Origin of the sequence: Planotetraspora silvatica (assembly GCF_016863315.1) — a bacterium.
In the GTDB taxonomy this organism is placed as follows: Bacteria; Actinomycetota; Actinomycetes; order Streptosporangiales; family Streptosporangiaceae; genus Planotetraspora; species Planotetraspora silvatica.
The window spans coordinates 423,062-441,953 of the sequence record NZ_BOOQ01000003.1 but is presented as its reverse complement, the minus strand read 5'-3'; the positions used below and the strand labels follow the sequence as shown (position 1 = coordinate 441,953).

The following is an 18,892-nucleotide window of genomic DNA, read 5'->3' as shown; positions in this document are numbered from 1 at the left end:
GTGACATATCGCATCACGTTGGCGCTAGTACTCCAGCCGCTACTTCTTGACGCCCGCCCACTCCTCCAAGTGACCGACGAACCGCGGTGCCGAGTTCGGCCAGTGGTGGTTCGCCCGTGCCGCGGCGTAGCCCCGCGCGCTCGTGTCGGCCCGCTCCACCGCGTCGTCCCGCAGCCGGAGCACGGCCCGCGCGATGGCCTCCGCGTCCCGCCAGGGGACCACTGTCCCGGAGCGGTAACGTTCCACAAGCTCGACGGCCCGTGGCGACGGCGTCGTGATGACCGGAACTCCATGCGCCATGTATTCGACGATCTTCGTGGGCATGGAGTGGCGATAGTTCGGCTCGTCGTGCAGGAGCGAGAGCCCGGCGAGCGCGCCGTCCAGCCGCTTCAGGGCCTCGTCGTTCGGCATGAAGTCACGCCATTCGAGGATGCCCTGCTCGACCGCCTCCTTCAGGATCGGCCGGGTCCTCGGATCGGCGTACCCGATCAGCTCGACCGCCACCTTGTTCCGCTGGAGGATCCGGGCCGCCTCGACGGCCTCGTGGACTCCCCGGGCCTCCGACAACCACCCGAGATAGACGACTCGGTCATCCCCGGGGGGGCTGACGTGGTCGGGCACCCACGTGTCGTTCGGCACCACCGGGTGGGGCCTGCGGAACCGTCCCGTATAGGCGCTCTCGGCCAGCAGCAGGTGCAGGTGGCGCTCCGCCGTTCCCTCCATCAACCGGGCGAGGAACCGCACCGGCGGACGGAGGAGTGCCGGCAGCCACGGCTTCAGCGACAGTGTCGCCGGGGTGTCTTCGTGCACGTCCCAGACGACGGGCGGGCGCTTACGCACCCCCGCCACCGCGAGGAGCAGCTCTGGGTCGTGGATGAGCGCCAGGTCGACGCGGCCGCGCATGCTCTTGAAGAGCCGGCGCGCGGCCCGTACGGCCGTGACGCGGCGCCGCTCCGCGGCCCGGGGCAGGTCGACACCTGTCACCCAGGAACGTGGAACGGCGCCCCGCGCGGAGTACGGCGCGGCATACGTGACCTCATGACCGGCATCGACGAGCGCACGGATCTGCCGGTGCAGGATCCGGGCGTCTTCGGGGTGATGGACCACCGTCATGACGAGCACGTGCACGAAACGGACCCCCCTACAACCGCTCGACGTGATCGCTCGCGGTGAGCACGCCCCGCGTGTCGAGCACAAGGTTGGACCGCTCCTCGATGAGGTCGAGGTCGAACACCGAATGCTGCTGGAGCAGGACGGTGACGTCGGCCTTCGCGAGGGCCTCGGCGAGATCCGCTTCGCGCGGGATCGGGGCCCCGTTGACCGACCACTCCTTGACGTACGGGTCGCAGAACGAGAGCTCGGCCCCCAGCTCCAGCAGCGCCTCCGCCACTGGGATCGCGGGCGTCTCCCGTTCGTCCGCGATGTCCGGCTTGTACGTCACGCCGAGGAGCAGCACGCGGGAGCCGTTCACCGGCTTGCGCGCCTGGTTGAGCAGTCGCTGCACGCGAGTCGTGACGTACGACGGCATCCGCTCGTTGATCTCCTGCGCCAGCTCGACGAACCGGAACGGGTAGCCCAGCTTGCGCACGGTGTACGACAGGTAGGACGGGTCCACGGGGATGCAGTGGCCGCCCACGCCCGGGCCGGGAAGGAACTTCTGGAACCCGAACGGCTTGGTGGAGGCCGCCTCGATGGACTCCCACAGGTTCACGCCGAGCTCGTCGCAGAAGATGGCCATCTCGTTGACCAGAGCGATGTTGACGTGGCGGTAGGTGTTCTCGAGCAGCTTGGCCATCTCCGCCTCACGCGTGCCGCTCACCGGCACCACGCGCTCGACGAACTGGCCGTAGAAGGCGCTCGCCCTGTCCTTGCAGGCGCTCGTGTATCCGCCGACGACCTTCGGCGTGTTGCGCAGCCCGAACTTGGCGTTGCCGGGGTCGATCCGCTCCGGCGAGAACGCCAGGTGGAAGTCGACGCCCGCGACGAGCCCCGACTTCTCCAGGATCGGCCGTGCGACCTCGTCCGTGGTACCGGGCCAGGTGGTGGATTCGAGAACCACGAGCGTCCCCGCCTGGAGATGCTCGGCCACGGTCCGCGTCGCGCCTTCGACGGCGGACAGGTCGGGACGGTGGTCCTCGTCAAGGGGAGTCGGCACACAGATGACGATGGTGCGCGATTGTGCCAGTACCGACGCGTCCAGGGTGGCGGTGAAGCCACCCGAGATCATCGCGTCGAGATCGGCGTCGGTCAGGTCGTCGATGTACGAACGACCTGCGTTCAGCGCGTCGACCTTACGAGGGTCGACGTCGAGACCTGCAACCCGGAGCCCGGCGGCCGTGGCCTCTTTGGCCAACGGCATGCCCACGTAGCCCAGCCCGATGATCGTGAGATCGAAGCCGCTCACGACGCTACCTGGGTGTAGAGACAACACTTCATGGTTGCAAAGGTTATCTCAAGTTAACACCAAGAATGCCTAAACCGGCACATCCGTATTTGTGAGGTTTATCGGGATTCGGCCAGGTCCTGGTAGATCCTACGGTACGTCCGCGCGAGACTACTCCAGGTACGCCGGGCGGCCACTTCGGCCCTGCCCGCCTCACCCATGACACGCCGGCGCTCCGGGTCGTCGCGCAGGGCCGCGAGGGCCTTCGCGAACGCCTCAGGGTCGCCCGGCGGCACCAGCAGGCCGGCGCCGTCGGCGCCCACGAGCTCGGAGAGCGCCGGGAGGTCGCTCAGGACCACCGGCTTGCCGAGCGCCATCGCCTCGACCGGCTTCAGCGGAGTCACCAGACGGCAGACCCGCAGATCCTCACGGGGGCAGGCGAAGATGTCGATCGCCGCCTGCGCCTGGAGAGCCTCCTCGGGGCCGACCCGTCCGGGCAGGAGGGCGACGTCCCGCAGGCCGAGGCGCTCCACCTGGGCGAGCAGCGCGGGCCTCTCGGCGCCGTCACCGACGATGAGGACCCGCACCGGCGTACCGGCATCCCTGAGCAGGGCGGCGGCGCTCAGCAGGGTCGCGAACCCCTCGTAGCCCACGATGCTCGACACCGATCCGACGACGATCTCGCCCTTGGCGATGCCGTACATGTCGCGGAACGCGGAGCCGTCGTAGTCCGCCGTGAGCAACGCGTCGTCCACGGCGTTGGGTGCGAGGTGGATGCGGTCCCGGGGGACGCCACGCTCGACGATCTCGGTGGCCATCGTCTCGGCCAGCGTGACGACCGCGTCGGCCTCACGCATGATGTGCGCCTCACGGTCGCGCTGCATGACATGGCGCTCGCTGCCGATGCGGATCGGGTCCCTGGACGTCCAGGTCTCCTCGAGGAAGCCGCGCACCTCGTAGACGAACGGAGTGCCGGTGCGCTCGCGCACGGCGAGTGCGACCGAGCCGTTGCGGTGGTCGGTCGCCGCGTGGAGCACCTGCGGCCTGAGGGTCCGGACGAGCTCCGACACGTCGGCGGCGCCGCGAATCATGCGGCCCCGGCTCTCGAACGGGACGTCGCCCTTCGGCAACAGCCGGTAGTAGGGCACCCCGTCGATCTCCTCGTACGGCGTGGCCTCGGCGTGCCCCTGGAGCATCGGCCAGCCCCAACTCGTCACGACGTGGGGGTCGAGCCCCTCCTTGGCCTGCGCCGTGACGATGCGGTGCGTGCGGACGGTGTAACCCGCCTGCGTGTACGGCAACGCGTTGGTGACCATGTGCAGAACCCGGCCGGTCACCCGCTCGCCCATGATGACCTTGGGCTTGGGCGGGATGGGGTCGGCTCCGATGGCCGCCCTCTCTCCCTCGTAGAAGGCGATCCTCTTGCGGACCAACGGCCACTTGGCGCGGGGACGCAGCAGCTCGACGGCCGCCGACATCCGTCCGGCGTCGTACTCGGCCTTCGCCTTGTCCAGCGACGGGCTCATGATCTTGCGCATCGTCAGCCTCGCGAGATGGCCCGCGGGACCGGCCACCCATCCCACGACGGGGCGCATCCGGGGCGGCATCGCGTCAGTGGCGGCATGCACGACCCGGGCGGGGTCGGACGTGACCTTGCTCACGAACACGCGCGAGACGACGACTGGATTCTTCACAAATCCGCGAAGAAAGCCCCGAAAACCGGCCTTCGCCGACTTGGCTGAGACCTTGGAGGGCGTGATGGCCTCGGATTCCACGGCGTGACCGTACCATAGGCTCCGGATTGACCCAGGGTTATACGAAAGGCGAGGTAATGACGGAGAACGCCCTCGTTCTACACGTGCTGGGCGCTCGGCCCAACTTCGTCAAAGCGGCCCCCGTGGTCAGTGCCCTTACCGAACTCGGTGTACGCCAGGGCATCGTTCACACCGGTCAGCATTATGACGCTCTCATGTCCGACGTCTTCTTCGCCGACCTGGGCCTGCCCGAGCCCATCGCCAATCTCGGCGTCGGCTCGGGAACACACGCCCGGCAGACGGCGGCCCTGCTGACCGGCCTCGAAGACGTCATGACCGAGCACGCCCCGTCGCTCGTCGTCGTCTACGGCGACGTGAACTCCACCCTGGCCGCGATCCTCGTCTGCGCGAAGCTGCACGTGCCGACCGCGCACGTGGAGGCCGGCCTGCGCTCGTTCGACCGGGAGATGCCCGAAGAGGTCAACCGGGTCGTCACCGACGCTCTCTCGGACCTGCTGTTCGCCACCTCGCCGGAGGCGCTGTCCCACCTGGCGGCCGAGGGCGTGGACCCCGCGAAGGTCCACTTCGTCGGCAATCCGATGATCGACAGCCTGTTCTCCGCGCTGCCCTCCCTCGACCCCGCGCCCGTCCAGGAGCGCCTCGGCGTCTCCGGCGGCTACGCGGTCGCGACCCTCCACCGGCCGGCCAACGTGGACGACCCCGCGTCGGCGCGCGAACTCGTGGACGCGGTGCTCGAGGTGGCCGAGCAGGTTCCCGTGGTGGTGCCGCTGCACCCGCGCGGACGGCAGCGACTCGCGGACGCCGGACTGGTCGACAGGCCCAACCTCAAGATCGTGGATCCGCTCGGGTACGTGGACTTCCTGTCCCTCGTCAGGGGCGCCGCGCTGGTCGTCACCGACTCCGGCGGCGTGCAGGAGGAGACGACCATGCTCGGCATCCCCTGCCTGACCATCCGGCCGAACACCGAGCGCCCGATCACCGTCACTCACGGGACCAACCGGCTCGTGACGCCCGCCTCCCTCCCCGCGGCCGCCTCGAAGGCGCTCGCGGACGGTGCGGCCACTCCCAGCGGTGAGCTGCCACCGTTGTGGGACGGGGCGGCCGGCCCGAGAATCGCCCGGGTCATCGCGGCCTGGCTCCGCGGAGACAATCTCTCCCCCGCGTCCCGCGGAAAAGTCTCCTAACCCCCCAACCCCTCGCCAACCCCCTCGGGCGTGATCATGCACGGGTTCGTGGATGTCTAGCGTGAGCTGGCCGTCCACGGGCCGTGATCATGCACATGTTCGTGAATTTGCGGTCTGACCGGCCGCTATACGTTTCGTGATCATGCACGAGTTCGGCCGCATGCCAGTTGACCTGCATCTTCACCCGTCGTGATCATGCAGAGAGGCGGCCGCCTAATCTGGCGTCACATCCAGACATGGCGGCCGTTCTGTCATCCGTACATGCCGCTCACACGCACGTTCTACATGATCACGAAATGCGCTTCCGCAGGTCAGAGGGCATGACTCCGAACTTGTGCATGATCACACCAGACATCCGCCCAGCTCACGGCGGCCGTACCCGAACCCGTGCATGATCACGACCCGTGAATGGCCAGCTCGCGCCGGATATCCACGAACCTGTGCATGATCACGCGCGAGGGTCGGGGGTGATCGGGGCCACGGGGGGTTCGGAGCCGTTGGCGCCGGCGGGGCCTTGCTTCGCGAGCAGGGACCGGGCCAGGCCGAGGCCCGTGCCCCCCAGCGTCAGGGCCTTGGCCAGCATCTCCTCGATCCCCTGTGCGCCGTTCAGCACGACCATGTGGTCGACGTTGCCGAACGCCTTGGAACCCGCCTCCACGATCTGCGGCCAGTTCTCCGCGAGTTGCTGCGCGATGACGGCCTCCTGGTTCTCGGCGAGCGCCTCCGACCGAGCCCGGATCGCCGTGGCCTCGGCGAGTCCACGGGCCTTCGCCGCCTCCGCGTCCGCGAGACCGCGAGCCTTGGCGGCCTCCGCCTCCGCGAGTCCACGCGCCTTGGCGGCCTCCGCCTCGGCGAGACCGCGAGCCTTCGCCGCCTCCGCCTCACCGACTCCGGTCGCCTTCGTCGCCGCCGCGGCGGCCTCTCCGCGAAGCCGTACCGACTCGGCCTCCGCAGCCGCCGCCTGCTTGACCTGGGACGCCTGAGCCACCGCGCGGAGCTCCGTCTCCCTGGCCTCTGCCTCGGCCTGCGCGATGCGCGCGTCCCGCTCGGCCTGCGAGAGGGTCACGGTCTCGTACGCCTTGGCGTCCGCGGGCTTGCGAACCTGGGACTGCAACCGCTGCTCGGCCAGCTGCGCCTCGAGCTCTGCGGCCCGGGTCTCCTGGACGACGACCTCCTGGCGGGCGGTGGCCTCCGACAAAGGCCCGGCCTGCCGCGACTTGGCCGCGGCCTGGTCGACGTCGGCCTGATATCCGGCCTGCTGGATCTGCGATTCACGGATCGCGGCCGCCTTCTTCGCGGCGGCGATCTGCTCGGCCTCTGTCGCCTCCTGGTCCCGCTGGGCCTCGGCGATGCGCGCCGAGGCGGCGATCTTGGCGGCGTGCGGCTTGCCCAGGTTGACGATGTAGCCGGTCTCGTCGTCGATCTCCTGGATCTGCAGGGAGTCCACGACCAGGCCCAGCTTGCTCATCTCGTCGGCGGCCGAGCTGCGGACCTCGCTGGTGAGCCGCTCGCGGTTGAGGATGAGGTCCTCGACGGTGAGGTTGCCGATGATCGAGCGGAGGTGGCCGGTGAAGAGCTCGTGGATCGCGCCGTTCATGGAGTCCTGCTGGTCCAGGAAGCGCCGGGCAGAGTTGGCGATGCTGGCGAAGTCGTCGCCCACCTTGTAGATCACCACGCCCCGCACATGGACGGGGATGCCCTGCTGGGTCACGCAGGAGACCTGGAGGTTCGCCGCGCGGCTGTCGAGCCGGAGCCGGCGCGAGGTCTGGAACCCGGGCAGCACAGCGGTGCCCTTACCTGTGACGATCTTGAAGCCCAGACTGTCGGCCAGGTCGTTCCTCGACCGGGCGCCGAGACCCGAGATGATCATCGCCTCGTTCGGCTCGGCCACCCGCCAGACGGCCTTGAACAACAGGACGATGACGACGAGGGCGACGATGATCGCGCCGCCCAGAACAGCGATCTCCGTAGGCATGCGAGCCTCCGCGACGTGGGGAGTGGAAGGTCAGACGACCGCGCGAGCGACGTAGACCGTGCGTGGCGGTGAATACTCCACGACAACGATGATCGACCCCACTGGAATCTCTTCGTCGGGCACGCTCGGATAGGCGTAGAACGCCTCGACCCCCCCGCGGATCGGCACCATCACCTCGCCGACAAGGCCCGGGCCGATCTTGCCCGTGACTCTGCCCTGTCTGCCGACCACCCGTGTCACCCCGTCGTCTTCGCATTCACTGCGAATACGCAGGCTACTCGCCAGAAACCGATACGTCAGTATTCGTAGGAGATGTAACGGCGTGCCTGCCGTACGACTTTTAGGCGATTCGCATTTGCCCAGGTGAACCGCGTCGCGCGCATATAGAAGGTCTCAGCCGTGTACGGCAGGCTCGCGGGAGTGCACGCTTTCGTTGTCGCCCGCAGCCGGCGCCCCAGGTGGCGGCGAGCCGGCCTTGGTACGCGACTCCGGGCGCCTGAGCTTGGTGAAGGCCCAGGACATGTTCGGTTCGACCGCCCATCTGGTGAGGCGCTGGACAGGCGGCGTACAGAGCACGGTCGCCAGGACCACGCCGAAAACGATCACCAGCATGACGCCGAGCGGATTGTCGAGCCGGCCGTAGAACCGTTCGACCACCTTGACCACGAAACCGTGCAACAGGTACGCGTACATGGTCGCGGCACCCAGCCCGGTGAACCACATGCGGCGCCTCGGCGTGATCGCGATGAAGGCCGCCACCAACAACGCCCCAGTCAGCAGCAAGGCGAGCCGGATCAGGCTGCCGCTCAGATCGTCCACGCCGATCTGGGAGTTCGCCTGCCGCCAGCGAATCCACTCGGTCGGCACCTTCATGTGCACGGCGAAGGCGACGCCCAGCCCCACGAGCAGGATGGCCGCTCCGGCGAGCCTCGCCCACCGCTGCCGCAGGATGTCGAAATGCTCCGGCTTCAGCATGAGGCCGAGGACATAGAAGGGCAGCAGGGCGAGCGTGCGGTTCATGGACAGTTCGTCAGGCAACGCGCTCGTCCCCGACAGGAGCGACAGGCCCACCGCGACCACCAACGGCCACCGCAGCTGCTGCCACACCGGCGTGGAAAGCCGCCACAGGAAGAGCGACATCAGGAACCACGTCAGGTAGTACGGATCGAGCAGGCTGATCTCCAGCTTGCCGTACAGAAAGAAACGCGGCATCGAATAGGCCGCCTCGAAGATCACGTACGGCACGGCGAGGCCGCTGATGAGCTTCCTCGCCTTGCCCGCAGAGAACGTGAAATTTCGTGACAAATAGCCGCTGATAACAATGAAGAGCGGCATGTGAAACAGATAGATGTAGAAGTAGAGGGCGTGTGCGCCCTTCACATCCCGCAGATTCTCGATGAGGTGGCCACAGACCACGAGAAGGATGGCCAGGTACTTGGCGTTGTCCAGCAGGGGGTCCCGAGCTGACGTGCCAGGCTTCACAGAGGCGGCGGGAGACGCGGTCACGGTGCCGGACCCTATCGACTGCGCGTATGTCGTGATAGGTAACGGCGAACAAATTTTGCCGTAACCCTCATCGACCACCTCACTACGTGATCACGAACTGAATACTTGCAGCTCAGGCCGTATTCATACGAATTCGCGCATGATCACGAACCGGGGTTTCGCAGGTCGGCCGTCACGTTTCCGAATGTGTGCATGATCACGAACGGTGATGGCGCAGGTCGGAGGGGCTTTCTCCGAAGGTGTGCATGATCACGCCGGAGGGTCGGGGCGCCGCGGGGGCGCCGCGGGGGGTTGGGGTCACAGGGAGCAGGCGGTCTGGCTGGCGGACCAGAGGGCCTCGGCGAGTTCGGGGTCGGTCATCGTCCGGGGCACGGTCGCGGGGACGTTCTTGACGAAGAACCGGCCAGGGTGGTCGACCCCGTCGGGGTGGGTGACCAAGTGGACGATCCTGTCCGCCCCCGCCTCCGGAGGCTCGGCCATTCCCGGCACGACCGTCAGGAACTTCATGAAGAACGTGCCCGCGGCGAAACCCGTGTCGAGGACGCCGGGATGCAGACAGGTGGCCGCCAGTCCGCGGTCGGCGAGGGCGACGGTGAACAGGGCGTTGGCCTGTTTGGTGTCGCCGTACTGCAGCCATCCGCTCCACCGGCGCCGATCTCTGGACAGGTCGGCAGGGTCCAGGCGGCCCGTCCGGGCCGCTCGCGACGAGGTCGTGACGACCCGCGCGGACGACTCCTTCAGAAGGTCGAACAACAGGTTCGTCAGGAGGAACGGAGCCAGATGATTGACCTGCATCATGAGTTCGTGCCCGTCGGCCGTCCGTTCCCGCCGGGTCGTCATCACTCCGGCGTTGTTGACCAGGACATCGATGCGTTCGTACCGGGCGAGCAACTCGTCCGCCAGCCTCCGGACGTCGTCCAGGACCGCGAAGTCGGCCTGGAACGTGCCAGGCGCGGTTCCGGTGACGGCGGCGACTTGGTCGGCCACCGCTGCCAGCTTGGCGGGGGTACGCCCCACGAGCACTAGTTGGTGCTCCCGCTTTGCGAGTTCAAGCGCCACAGCAGCACCGATTCCCGCACTGGCCCCAGTAAGCACTGTAATCATCAGGACCTCCACTGCGCCAGAACTGTATCGGTGCTAGTCTCCTATGCGATCTTCCGGAGGTGCATTTCCCCATAAATGCGGCGCGAGCCTCCACGCACTGCAGGAGTGGCCATGGGTTCCAGAAACCGGTCGATTCGGTTCAAGATCTTCTTGTTACTACTGCTCCCATTGCTCATGCTGAGCGCTTTGTGGGGATTTGTCCTTAAGCTCACGGTCGGCGACGGCGTCGCCCTCCTCCAGGCCAAATCGTTGTACGACTCGATCGGCGTGACCTCCGCCGACCTCGGCCTGCACATCCAGGCCGAGCGTGCGCTGACCGTCCGCATGCTCAGCTCGGGCCAGACGAGCTCGTCCGCGGTCACCACGCAGCAGGCCAAGACCAGCGCCGCGGTCGACACCTTCACCAAGTCCGTGCACGAGCAGGAGGACGGGGGCGCCCTCGGCGGCGACCTCAAGGCCCCGCTGGACGCCCTGCTGGCCTCGCTCGACCGCCTGACGTCGATCCGCGAGTCCGTCACGCTCGGCAAGTTCGACCGGCTCGAGACGATGAACGCCTACAACGGGGTCATGGACGAGTTGTTCGGGCTCTACGACCGCCTCGTCTCGGTGCCCGACCTCTCCATCTTCCAGCAGGCCAGTGCCATGCAGGCGATGGGCAACGCCTACGAGATGATCGCCCGCGAGGACGCCCTGGTCCGCGGGACGATCATGAGCGGCGGCAGGCTGACCCGCGACGAGCACAAGGCCTTCACGGAATGGGCCGCCGACCGCCGGTTCATCTACCAGAAGTACCGGCCGATCCTCGAGGGCGGCATGCGCCAGCCGTACGAGGACGTGCTGAACTCCCAGATCTTCGACCGGTTCGCCACGCTCGAGGACGGCGTCGTGACCGCGACCACCGGCAGCCTGTACGCCATCGACCGTGACAAGTGGGCGCCCACCGTCGACTCCCTCGACGCCCGGCTGGACACGGCACGTGTCAAGGCGTCCGACGCGCTCACGACGGAGGCCACCTCGGCGGCCGGTGCCATCGTGACCCGCATCGCGGTCGCCGGCGGGCTCGGCCTGCTGGCGATCCTGGCCACGATCGTCTTCTCCGTCCGCTTCGGCCGCCGCCTCGTCGGCGACCTCGCCGGCCTGCGCGGGGCCGCGCTCGACCTCGCCGACGTACGGCTCCCCGATGTCGTGGACCGGCTCCGCCGCGGCGAGGACGTCGACGTCGACGCGGCGGCGCCGCCGATCAAGGCGACCGGCTCGAGCGAGGTCGTGGACGTCGCCAACGCGTTCGGCACGGTGCGGCGCACAGCCGTTGAGGCCGCCGTCGGCCAGGCCAACCTGCGGCGGGGCGTCAGCCAGATGTTCCTCAACCTGGCCCGGCGCAAGCAGAGCCTGCTCCACCGCCAGTTGACCCTCCTCGACTCCATGCAGCGCCGGTCGGCGGACCCCGAGAGCCTGGAGGACCTCTTCCGGCTCGACCACCTGACCACGCGCATGCGCCGGCACGCGGAAGGCCTGATCATCCTCTCCGGCGCCGCGCCCGGCCGCTCCTGGCGCAAGCCGGTGCCGGTCATGGACGTGGTCCGCGCGGCGATCTCCGAGGTCGAGGACTTCACCCGCATCTCCCTGCCGACGATGCCGAACGCCTCCATGACGGGCTCGGTCGTGGCGGACGTCGTCCACCTGCTGGCCGAGCTCCTCGAGAACGCGACGGTCTTCTCCCCGCCGCAGACCAAGGTGCTGGTGCGCGGCGAGGTCGTCGCCAACGGGCTGGTCATCGAGATCGAGGACCGCGGTCTGGGCCTGGCGCCCGAGGAGTACGCCGACATCAACGAGCGGCTGGCGAACCCGCCCGAGTTCGACCTGGCCGACAGCGACCGCCTCGGGCTCTTCGTGGTCGGCCAGCTCGCCGCCCGTTACGGCATCGGCGTGTTGCTGCGCGGCTCGCCCTACGGCGGCACGACCGCGATCGTGCTCATGCCGCGGGCCCTGGTGGCCGACGACGGATCCCCGGCGGCGATCACCGGCTCCGTGGCCCATGCGACGGGCGTGGGACCCGGTGCCAGGCGGGCCATCACGGCGCCGGTCACCGCGGAGGTGACCGAGCGGGAGGCCACCCCCGAGCCCGCGTTCTCCCCGGTCGGGATCTCCCCGGTCGCGGTTCCGGAGACCGCGACCTCCCAGGCGGCCGACCAGTCCGGCCCGGACACCTCCCCGTTCTTCACACCCGCCGCGCTGCGGACCGAGGCCGTCCCCTCCGCCGCGCGCGACGACCTGCCCGAGAGCGAGCCGGTGCCCGGTCTGCGGGCGGTGCCACAGGACTCCCCCCTCGCTCCGGGCCTCGACGAGAAGCGGGTGGGCGCGTTCGCGGACCTCTCGGGGGGCGGACCCGGCGCGAGTTCCTCGAACGGATCCACCGCCAACGGGCTTCCCGTCCGCGAACGCACGACGCGCGGCCGCGCGGCTCACGAAGGCGCGCCCCACGCGGACTTCGCCAGGCCGCCGGCGGCGGGCGCCTCCAGCGCGAACGGCACGCACGCGGGATTGCCCCGGCGCGTGCGGCAGGCCAATATCGTTCCTCAGCTCCGCGACGGGTCGCAGCCGCTGGGAGCTCCTACGCCGGACCCCGAAGAGCGATCGCCGGAAGAGGCCAGGGCCATGTTCTCCGCCTTCCAGGCGGGCGCACGGCGTGGCCGCGAGGACTCCGAGCAGCCGGAAGGCAACGAGTACGGAAGCTTCGCAAACAATACGCATGGCGAGAAGGGTGACGAATGACCGGCAAAGCGACGTCGACCGGCGAGCTCAACTGGCTGCTCGACGATCTCATCAGCAGGGTCGCCGCCGTCCGCCAGGCGGTGATCCTCTCCACGGACGGCCTCGTCGTCGGAGCGTCCCAGGGGCTCAGCCGGGAGGACGCGGAACATCTGTCCGCCGTCGCCGCCGGCTTCCAGAGCCTGGCACGCGGCGCGGGTCGTCACTTCGGCGGCGGCGAGGTGCGTCAGACCATCGTCGAGATGGAATCGGCGTTCCTGTTCGTGACGGCCGCCGGGCAGGGCACCTGCCTTGCCGTGCTCGCGGCGTCCGATGCGGATGTGGGCCACATCGCCTACGAGATGGCCATGCTCGTCAAGCGTGTCGGCCAGCACATCTCCACGAGCCCGCGGCGGTCCCCGTCATGAAGCGGGGCGCCGTATGACGGGGCCGCACTGGATGGACGAGGAGGCCGGACCAGTCGTCCGGCCTTTCGCCCTGACCGGGGGCCGAGCACGGTCCTCCGGTGACAACCTCGACCTCATCGCCATGGTGAGGTCGACCGGAACGCCCCCGCCCGGTGACACGACCATCGGTCCCGAGCAGCGGCGGATTTTGGAGATCGCGCGCTCGGGGGCGTCGGTCGCGGACATCGCATCCGACGTCGACCTGCCACTTGGCGTGGTCCGTGTCCTGATCGGGGATTTGCACGACCAAGGGCTGATCGTCGTACGGCCTCCGGTCACGGTCGCGCCGCAGCCCAGCGAGCGCATTCTCAAGGAAGTGATCAATGGCCTTCGCGCCCTCTGACGAGCCGGTCGCTCTGAAGATCCTCGTCGCCGGCGGCTTCGGCGTCGGCAAGACCACGCTGGTCGGCGCCATCAGCGAGATTCGTCCCCTGCGCACCGAGGAAGTCCTGTCCGACCGCAGCGTCGGTGTGGACGACATCGACGGGGTGGAGGGGAAGACCACCACCACCGTGGCGATGGACTTCGGCCGGATCACCATCCGGGAAGGCCTCGTGGTCTACCTGTTCGGCACCCCCGGGCAGGAGCGCTTCTGGTTCATGTGGGATGAGTTGTCCTACGGCGCCCTGGGAGCGGTCGTGCTGGCCGACACCCGTCGCCTGACGGACTGCTTCCCGTCCATCGACTACTTCGAGCAGCGTGGCACGCCGTTCATCGTCGCCGTGAACTGCTTCGACGGCGCGGAGCGCCACGAGCCCGACGACGTGCGGGTCGCCCTCGACCTCGATCCCGAGGTCCCGGTGCTGCTCTGCGACGTCCGCAGGCGGGCGTCGGCCAAGGTGGTTCTCGTCACTCTGGTCGAGCACGCCTTGAAGACCCTGACGGCCGCCCAGCGCTGAGATCACGCAGCGAGCTTCGGGGGTCCCGCGGACGTCAGGGCCCCCGAAGCGCCCGCCGGGTCCAGCGGCCGCGCACCGGCCCGCTCCCCGACGGTCACGAACCGGCGCCGCCGCACATCGGCCACCCCCCGCAGCGTCCCCGCCCACGTGAGCCGCAGCAGCCGTACGGCGAGCACCAGGAGAACCGCCACCTCGGTGCCGAGGAGAAGCCGTTCGACCAGGCCGACCATCACGCCGTGTCCTGGCAGCGCCACGTAGGTGATGGCCGCGAGGCCCAGCCCGCCGGCGAGCGCGAGCCACTCCACCGGCCGCGCCGCCGGGCTCCATCGCTCGTCCTGCGCCAATCGCCCGACCAGGAGCGTCGCCGCGGCCGGAAGGCTCACGAAGGCGGCCGCGGACAGGACGAGGTGCACGGCGGTCGCCCAGCCGTGCTCCGCCCCCGCGGCCGTCGGCACGAACGCCGCCACCACGAGCGACGCACTCCAGACGATCATCAAGACGCGCGGCCAGCCGTCGACGGGGGCGCGCACGGCGCGCATTCCGGCCAGCAGCGCCAGCGACGAGAGCCCGAGGACCGCCATGGCCACCTCGATCCCGACGCCGCGGTCCAGCGAGGCGTACTCGCTGATCGTCATCGTGACCGGGTCGAGGGCGGAGTCTCCGGCCACCTGAGCCGTGACCACGTATATCACCGCGAACAGGATGCCGCCACAGGCGAGCACGGGATAGAGCCTCTTGACCATGTCTCGAGGATCCCCCGAGTGGGTGCGTCCGGGCATCCGGGTAAACGCCCAAGATGTCCCGGACACACCCTCAGGGTCGCCTCAGGGTAGGTGTTTCCGCTTGCCTCCGGCGACGCACGCCGGGGCAGGCCGGGGCCGCTCTAGAGGTCGCTCGCTTCCCGGTACCGGTCGCGGAGCCCCTTCGTGACATCGGCCTCGTAGAGCTCGGTGTCCGCCGCCTCCCAGCGAGGAGGTTCGGGAGCACCCGACACCAGCCACGCCGCCTGGCGGGCCGCCCCGTCCGCGACGTACTCACCCGGGCTCGGCACCAGCACGGGCGCGCCGAACACGGTGGGAGCGATGCGCCTGACCGCCTCGGACCGGGCTCCGCCGCCGATGAGCAGCACCCTGTTCGCCGTGAGCCCGAGCGCGTCGAGCGCGTCGGCGAGGCCGCAGAGCATGCCCTCGACGGCCGCGCGGGCCAGGTGCTCGGGGGTCGCCGTGGCCAGCCTCAGCCCGTGCAGCGAACCCGTCGCGTCCGGCCGGTTCGGCGTGCGCTCCCCTTCCAGGTACGGCACGAGCACCAGGCCGTCGGCACCGGGCGGAGCCTGCAGGGCCAGGTCGCTCAGCTGTTCCTGGGTGACCCCGAGCATGCGGGCGGCCGCCTGCAGCACCCGGGCCGCGTTCAGCGTCGCGACCAGCGGCAAGAACCGTCCGGTCGCGTCGGCGAACCCGGCGACCGCTCCCGAGGGATCGGCCGACGGCGACTCCGCGACGGCGAACGCCGTACCCGATGTGCCGATCGAGACGACGACGTCGCCGGGCCCGATGCCGACCCCGAGCGCGGCGGCCATGTTGTCGCCCGTGCCCGGCGCGAGCCGTACGGCGCCGGCGACACCGGCCTGCTCCGCCGGACCGAGCACGCGGGGCAGTGCCGGGGTGGCTCCCATCGCCATCTGGAGGAGATCGGTCCGGTAGGACCCGGTCGCGGGCGACCAGTAACCGGTGCCGGAGGCGTCTCCCCTGTCGGTGGTGATCTCGGCGGGACGCCCGGCGAGCTTCCACGTGAGCCAGTCGTGCGGAAGGCAGACCGAGCTCGTACGGCCCGCCTGCGCGGGCTCCTGCTCGGCCAGCCACCGGAGCTTGGTCACGGTGAACGACGCGACGGGAACGCTGCCGACGGCGGCGGCCCACTTGTCCGGGCCGCCGAACTCGGTCACCAGATCGGACGCGGCCCGGGCGGAACGGGTGTCGTTCCACAGGAGCGCGGGCCGCACGACCTCGCCGTCCTCGTCGAGGCACACCATGCCGTGCTGCTGGGCGGCCACGCTGAGGGCCTCGACGTCGTCGAGGCCTCCGGCCTGATCGATCGCCGTCCGCAGCGCCGCCCACCAGGCGTCGGGATGGACCTCGGTCCCGTCCGGATGCGTGGCGCGCCCTTCACGCACGAGCGCGCCCGTCTCCGCGTCGCGGATCACCACCTTGCAGCTCTGGGTCGAGGAGTCGACCCCCGCCACGAGGCTCACGATCGTCCTCCAGCCCCGATCGTCCACGCGCACGTCGTCCGTGCGGGTGCACGTCCCACGAGCGGACGCCTCATCCGCGCACGCCGAACAGGTGCTCCAGGGCGAGCTGGTTCAGGTGGGTGAAGTGGAAGCCGCGCTCGGCCGCCGCGTCGAGGTCGAAGTCGTCGTTGAACAGGTCGGCCACCGTCTCGCCCTCGGCCATCGTCGGCACGGCGATCTCGGTCACCCGGCTGGCGGCGAGCGCCTCCTGGACCTCGGGGTCCGCACGGAAGGCCTTCGACTTCTCCTTCAGGATGAGGTACGTCCGCATGTTGGCGGCGGCCGAGACCCAGACGTCGGCGGCGTCGTCGGTGCGCAGCGGCTTGTAGTCGAAGTGCCTGGGGCCCTCGTAGCCGCCGTTCTCCAGGAGGTCGACGAGGAAGAACGCGTTCTTCACGTCGCCGTGCCCGAAGATCAGGTCCTGGTCGTACCTCGGGCCGTGCTGGCCGTTGAGGTCGAGGTGGAAGAGCTTGCCCTGCCACAGCGCCTGGGCGATGCCGTGCGCGTAGTTGAGGCCTGCCATCTGCTCGTGCCCGACCTCGGGGTTGAGGCCCACCATCTCGGGGTGCTCGAGCATGCTGATGAGGCCGAGGGCGTGCCCGATGGTCGGGAGCAGGATGTCGCCCCGCGGCTCGTTCGGCTTGGGCTCGAGCGCGAAGCGGATGTCATAGCCCTTGTCGATCACGTACTGGCACAGGATGTCGAGGCTCTCCTTGTACCTGTCCAGGGCGGCCCTGACGTCCTTGGCGGCGTCCGACTCCGCACCCTCGCGGCCACCCCAGCACACGTAGGTCGTGGCACCCAACTCGGCGGCGAGGTCGACGTTGCGCATGACCTTACGCAGCGCGTAACGGCGTACGTCGCGGTCGTTGCTCGTGAAGCCGCCGTCCTTGAACACCGGGTGGGTGAACAGGTTCGTGGTCGCCATCGGCACCTTGAGCCCGGTCTCCGCGAGAGCCTTCTTGAAGCTCTCGATGGCCTTGGCCCGGTCCGGCTCGACCGCGAGCAGGTCGTCGTCGTGGAACGTCACGCCGTAGGCGCCCAGCTCAGCAAGCCGGTGAACGCTCTCGACCGGGTCCAGCGGCGCCCTGGTCGCGTCGCCGAAGGGGTCGCGCGCCTGCCAGCCCACTGTCCACAGCCCGAATGTGAACTTGTCCTCGGGAGTGGGGGTGTACATGTTCGCCTCCTGAATTAGTCTACGTTGTGGACTAAATATCGGACTCCGCGTGCGGCAGGTCAAGTGGGTCATGTCTACGATTTCAATTCCCGGCCCCGGAGGGTGTGATGGCACAGGCCGTACGGCATGACGCGATGCGCGCGCGGAACCTGGCACTCGTCCTCGGAGAGGTGAACGCCAGGGGTTCGCTGACGCGCGCCGCATTGGCCGAGATCACCGGACTGACCAAGACGACGGTGTCCAAGCTGGTGGCCGACCTGATCGAGGCCGGACTGGTGGTCGAGACCGGCGCCGTGCGTGACGGCGAGCGCGGCCGGCCCGGCGTGGTGGTCCGCGTCAGCGGCGAGCACGTGGCCTCGGTCGGACTGGAGATCAACGTCGACTATCTCGCGGTACGCGTCGTCGACCTGTCCCGCACCGTACGGCTCCGCCGTACACAGGCTGTGGACAACCGATTCGCACAGCCTGGGGATGTCGTCGCACTCCTCAGGGATCTGGCGCTCAAGGCTGTGGATGACGCTGTGGACATGGGGTTGCGAGTGGTGGGCGGAGTCCTCGCCGTCCCCGGCCCGGTGGACCAGCGGACCGGGACCGTGCACAACGCCCCCAACCTCGGCTGGCGGGACGTGCCCGTGGCGGCGCTGCTCGAACTGCCCTTCCCCGTCCAGGTCGAGAACGAGGCGAACCTGGCGGCGCTGGGCGAGCTGTGGTTCGGGTCGGGCCTGTCCGACTTCCTGCACGTCTCGGGGGAGATCGGCATCGGCGCCGGTCTCGTCGTCCGCGGCCGCCTGTTCCAGGGATCGCACGGCTTCGCGGGCGAGTTGGGCCACGTGGTCGTCTCCCCCGACGGCCCCGCCTGCCGATGCGGCGGCAAGGGCTGCCTCGAGCAGTACGCGAGCCAGGACGCCCTCGCGGCCGCGACCGGCCTCCCGCCGGGGGCGGGCCCGCACGGGAACGGCGCCCATCGGACGGGCGCACAAGGAGGCGGCGCCTCCGGAAACGGCACGCAGACGACGCCTGGCGGCACCACGGCCGGGGACATCTCGTGGATCGTCTCGCGGCTGGAGGCCGGGGACGCGGCCGCCCTGGCGGCCTGCGAGCGGGCCGGGTGGGCGCTCGGGGTCGCCCTGTCCTCCGCGATCAACCTGGTCGACCCCGACACCATCGTGCTCGGCGGGATCTACGGCCCCCTCTTCCCCTGGATCGGCGAGGCGGTGGCCGCCACGCTGACCTCCCGCCTCGGCCAGATGCGCGACGCGGTGCCACCCGTCGTGGTGTCACGGCTAGGCACGGAGGCCGCCGCGCTGGGCGCGGCCGGTCAGGTCATCCAGCGCGTCATCGCCGACCCGGCCGCCCTGCTGCAGACCTGAACACCCCCGGGATGCCC

Annotated in this window: 16 protein-coding genes; 6 read left to right on the top strand and 10 right to left on the bottom strand. The window is 69.4% G+C overall.

Translation table 11 applies throughout. The features are described 5' to 3' along the window. Positions 1 to 39: 39 nt before the first annotated feature. From Psi02_RS05345 to Psi02_RS05335, 3 genes are all read right to left on the bottom strand, one after another. Positions 40 to 1,128 carry a glycosyltransferase gene (locus Psi02_RS05345; RefSeq protein WP_203972285.1) on the bottom strand — a complete coding sequence of 363 codons (1,089 nt, stop codon included), beginning with the start codon at positions 1,126 to 1,128 and terminating at the stop codon, positions 40 to 42. A gap of 13 nt (positions 1,129 to 1,141) precedes the next feature. Next, the gene (locus Psi02_RS05340; RefSeq protein ID WP_203972284.1) at positions 1,142 to 2,404 is read right to left on the bottom strand and encodes a nucleotide sugar dehydrogenase; all 1,263 of its coding nucleotides are present in this window, start codon (positions 2,402 to 2,404) and stop codon (positions 1,142 to 1,144) included. 98 nt (positions 2,405 to 2,502) lie between these two features. Continuing rightward, on the bottom strand, positions 2,503 to 4,158 hold the full coding sequence (locus tag Psi02_RS05335; protein ID WP_239094614.1) for a glycosyltransferase family 4 protein: 1,656 nt from the start codon (positions 4,156 to 4,158) through the stop codon (positions 2,503 to 2,505). Between the two features lie 56 nt (positions 4,159 to 4,214). Here Psi02_RS05335 and wecB point away from each other — a divergent pair, with 56 nt between their 5' ends. Further along, entirely contained in the window at positions 4,215 to 5,342 is a 1,128-nt protein-coding gene (wecB, locus tag Psi02_RS05330) for a non-hydrolyzing UDP-N-acetylglucosamine 2-epimerase (RefSeq protein ID WP_203972283.1), read from the top strand. Between the two features lie 448 nt (positions 5,343 to 5,790). Here wecB and Psi02_RS05325 read toward each other — a convergent pair whose 3' ends face one another. The 4 genes from Psi02_RS05325 to Psi02_RS05310 all read right to left on the bottom strand — a co-directional run bounded on the left by Psi02_RS05325 (position 5,791) and on the right by Psi02_RS05310 (position 9,927). Next, entirely contained in the window at positions 5,791 to 7,317 is a 1,527-nt protein-coding gene (locus tag Psi02_RS05325; protein ID WP_203972282.1) for a flotillin family protein, read from the bottom strand. A gap of 30 nt (positions 7,318 to 7,347) precedes the next feature. After that, the gene (locus Psi02_RS05320; RefSeq protein ID WP_203952412.1) at positions 7,348 to 7,548 is read right to left on the bottom strand and encodes an NfeD C-terminal domain-containing protein; all 201 of its coding nucleotides are present in this window, start codon (positions 7,546 to 7,548) and stop codon (positions 7,348 to 7,350) included. Positions 7,549 to 7,710: 162 nt separating this feature from the next. Continuing rightward, positions 7,711 to 8,901: an acyltransferase family protein gene (locus Psi02_RS05315; RefSeq protein WP_239094613.1), complete on the bottom strand. Its 1,191-nt coding sequence runs from the start codon at positions 8,899 to 8,901 to the stop codon at positions 7,711 to 7,713. A 219-nt stretch (positions 8,902 to 9,120) separates the two neighbouring features. Then, positions 9,121 to 9,927, bottom strand: coding sequence for an SDR family NAD(P)-dependent oxidoreductase (locus Psi02_RS05310; RefSeq protein WP_203972281.1), 807 nt, complete (start codon positions 9,925 to 9,927; stop codon positions 9,121 to 9,123). A gap of 186 nt (positions 9,928 to 10,113) precedes the next feature. Between Psi02_RS05310 and Psi02_RS05305 the strand changes: the two genes are divergently transcribed. Genes Psi02_RS05305 through Psi02_RS05290 form a run of 4 tightly spaced genes read left to right on the top strand, consistent with a single transcriptional unit; the run spans position 10,114 to position 14,041 of the window. After that, positions 10,114 to 12,699 carry a sensor histidine kinase gene (locus tag Psi02_RS05305; protein ID WP_203972280.1) on the top strand — a complete coding sequence of 862 codons (2,586 nt, stop codon included), beginning with the start codon at positions 10,114 to 10,116 and terminating at the stop codon, positions 12,697 to 12,699. Then, positions 12,696 to 13,103: a roadblock/LC7 domain-containing protein gene (locus tag Psi02_RS05300; protein WP_203952416.1), complete on the top strand. Its 408-nt coding sequence runs from the start codon at positions 12,696 to 12,698 to the stop codon at positions 13,101 to 13,103. Before Psi02_RS05305 ends, Psi02_RS05300 begins: the two co-directional genes overlap by 4 nt. Positions 13,104 to 13,116: 13 nt before the next feature. Beyond that, on the top strand, positions 13,117 to 13,485 hold the full coding sequence (locus Psi02_RS05295; protein WP_203972279.1) for a DUF742 domain-containing protein: 369 nt from the start codon (positions 13,117 to 13,119) through the stop codon (positions 13,483 to 13,485). Further along, entirely contained in the window at positions 13,466 to 14,041 is a 576-nt protein-coding gene (locus Psi02_RS05290) for a GTP-binding protein (RefSeq protein ID WP_203952418.1), read from the top strand. The genes Psi02_RS05295 and Psi02_RS05290 overlap by 20 nt, the downstream gene beginning before the upstream one ends. A 2-nt stretch (positions 14,042 to 14,043) precedes the next feature. Here Psi02_RS05290 and Psi02_RS05285 read toward each other — a convergent pair whose 3' ends face one another. From Psi02_RS05285 to xylA, 3 genes are all read right to left on the bottom strand, one after another. Next, positions 14,044 to 14,784 carry a DUF998 domain-containing protein gene (locus Psi02_RS05285; RefSeq protein ID WP_203972278.1) on the bottom strand — a complete coding sequence of 247 codons (741 nt, stop codon included), beginning with the start codon at positions 14,782 to 14,784 and terminating at the stop codon, positions 14,044 to 14,046. 140 nt (positions 14,785 to 14,924) lie between these two features. Beyond that, entirely contained in the window at positions 14,925 to 16,289 is a 1,365-nt protein-coding gene (xylB, locus tag Psi02_RS05280) for a xylulokinase (RefSeq protein ID WP_203972277.1), read from the bottom strand. A 70-nt stretch (positions 16,290 to 16,359) separates the two neighbouring features. Next, positions 16,360 to 17,505, bottom strand: coding sequence for a xylose isomerase (xylA, locus tag Psi02_RS05275; protein WP_203952421.1), 1,146 nt, complete (start codon positions 17,503 to 17,505; stop codon positions 16,360 to 16,362). 107 nt (positions 17,506 to 17,612) lie between these two features. Between xylA and Psi02_RS05270 the strand changes: the two genes are divergently transcribed. After that, positions 17,613 to 18,875, top strand: coding sequence for an ROK family transcriptional regulator (locus tag Psi02_RS05270; protein ID WP_203972276.1), 1,263 nt, complete (start codon positions 17,613 to 17,615; stop codon positions 18,873 to 18,875). Positions 18,876 to 18,892: the final 17 nt, after the last annotated feature.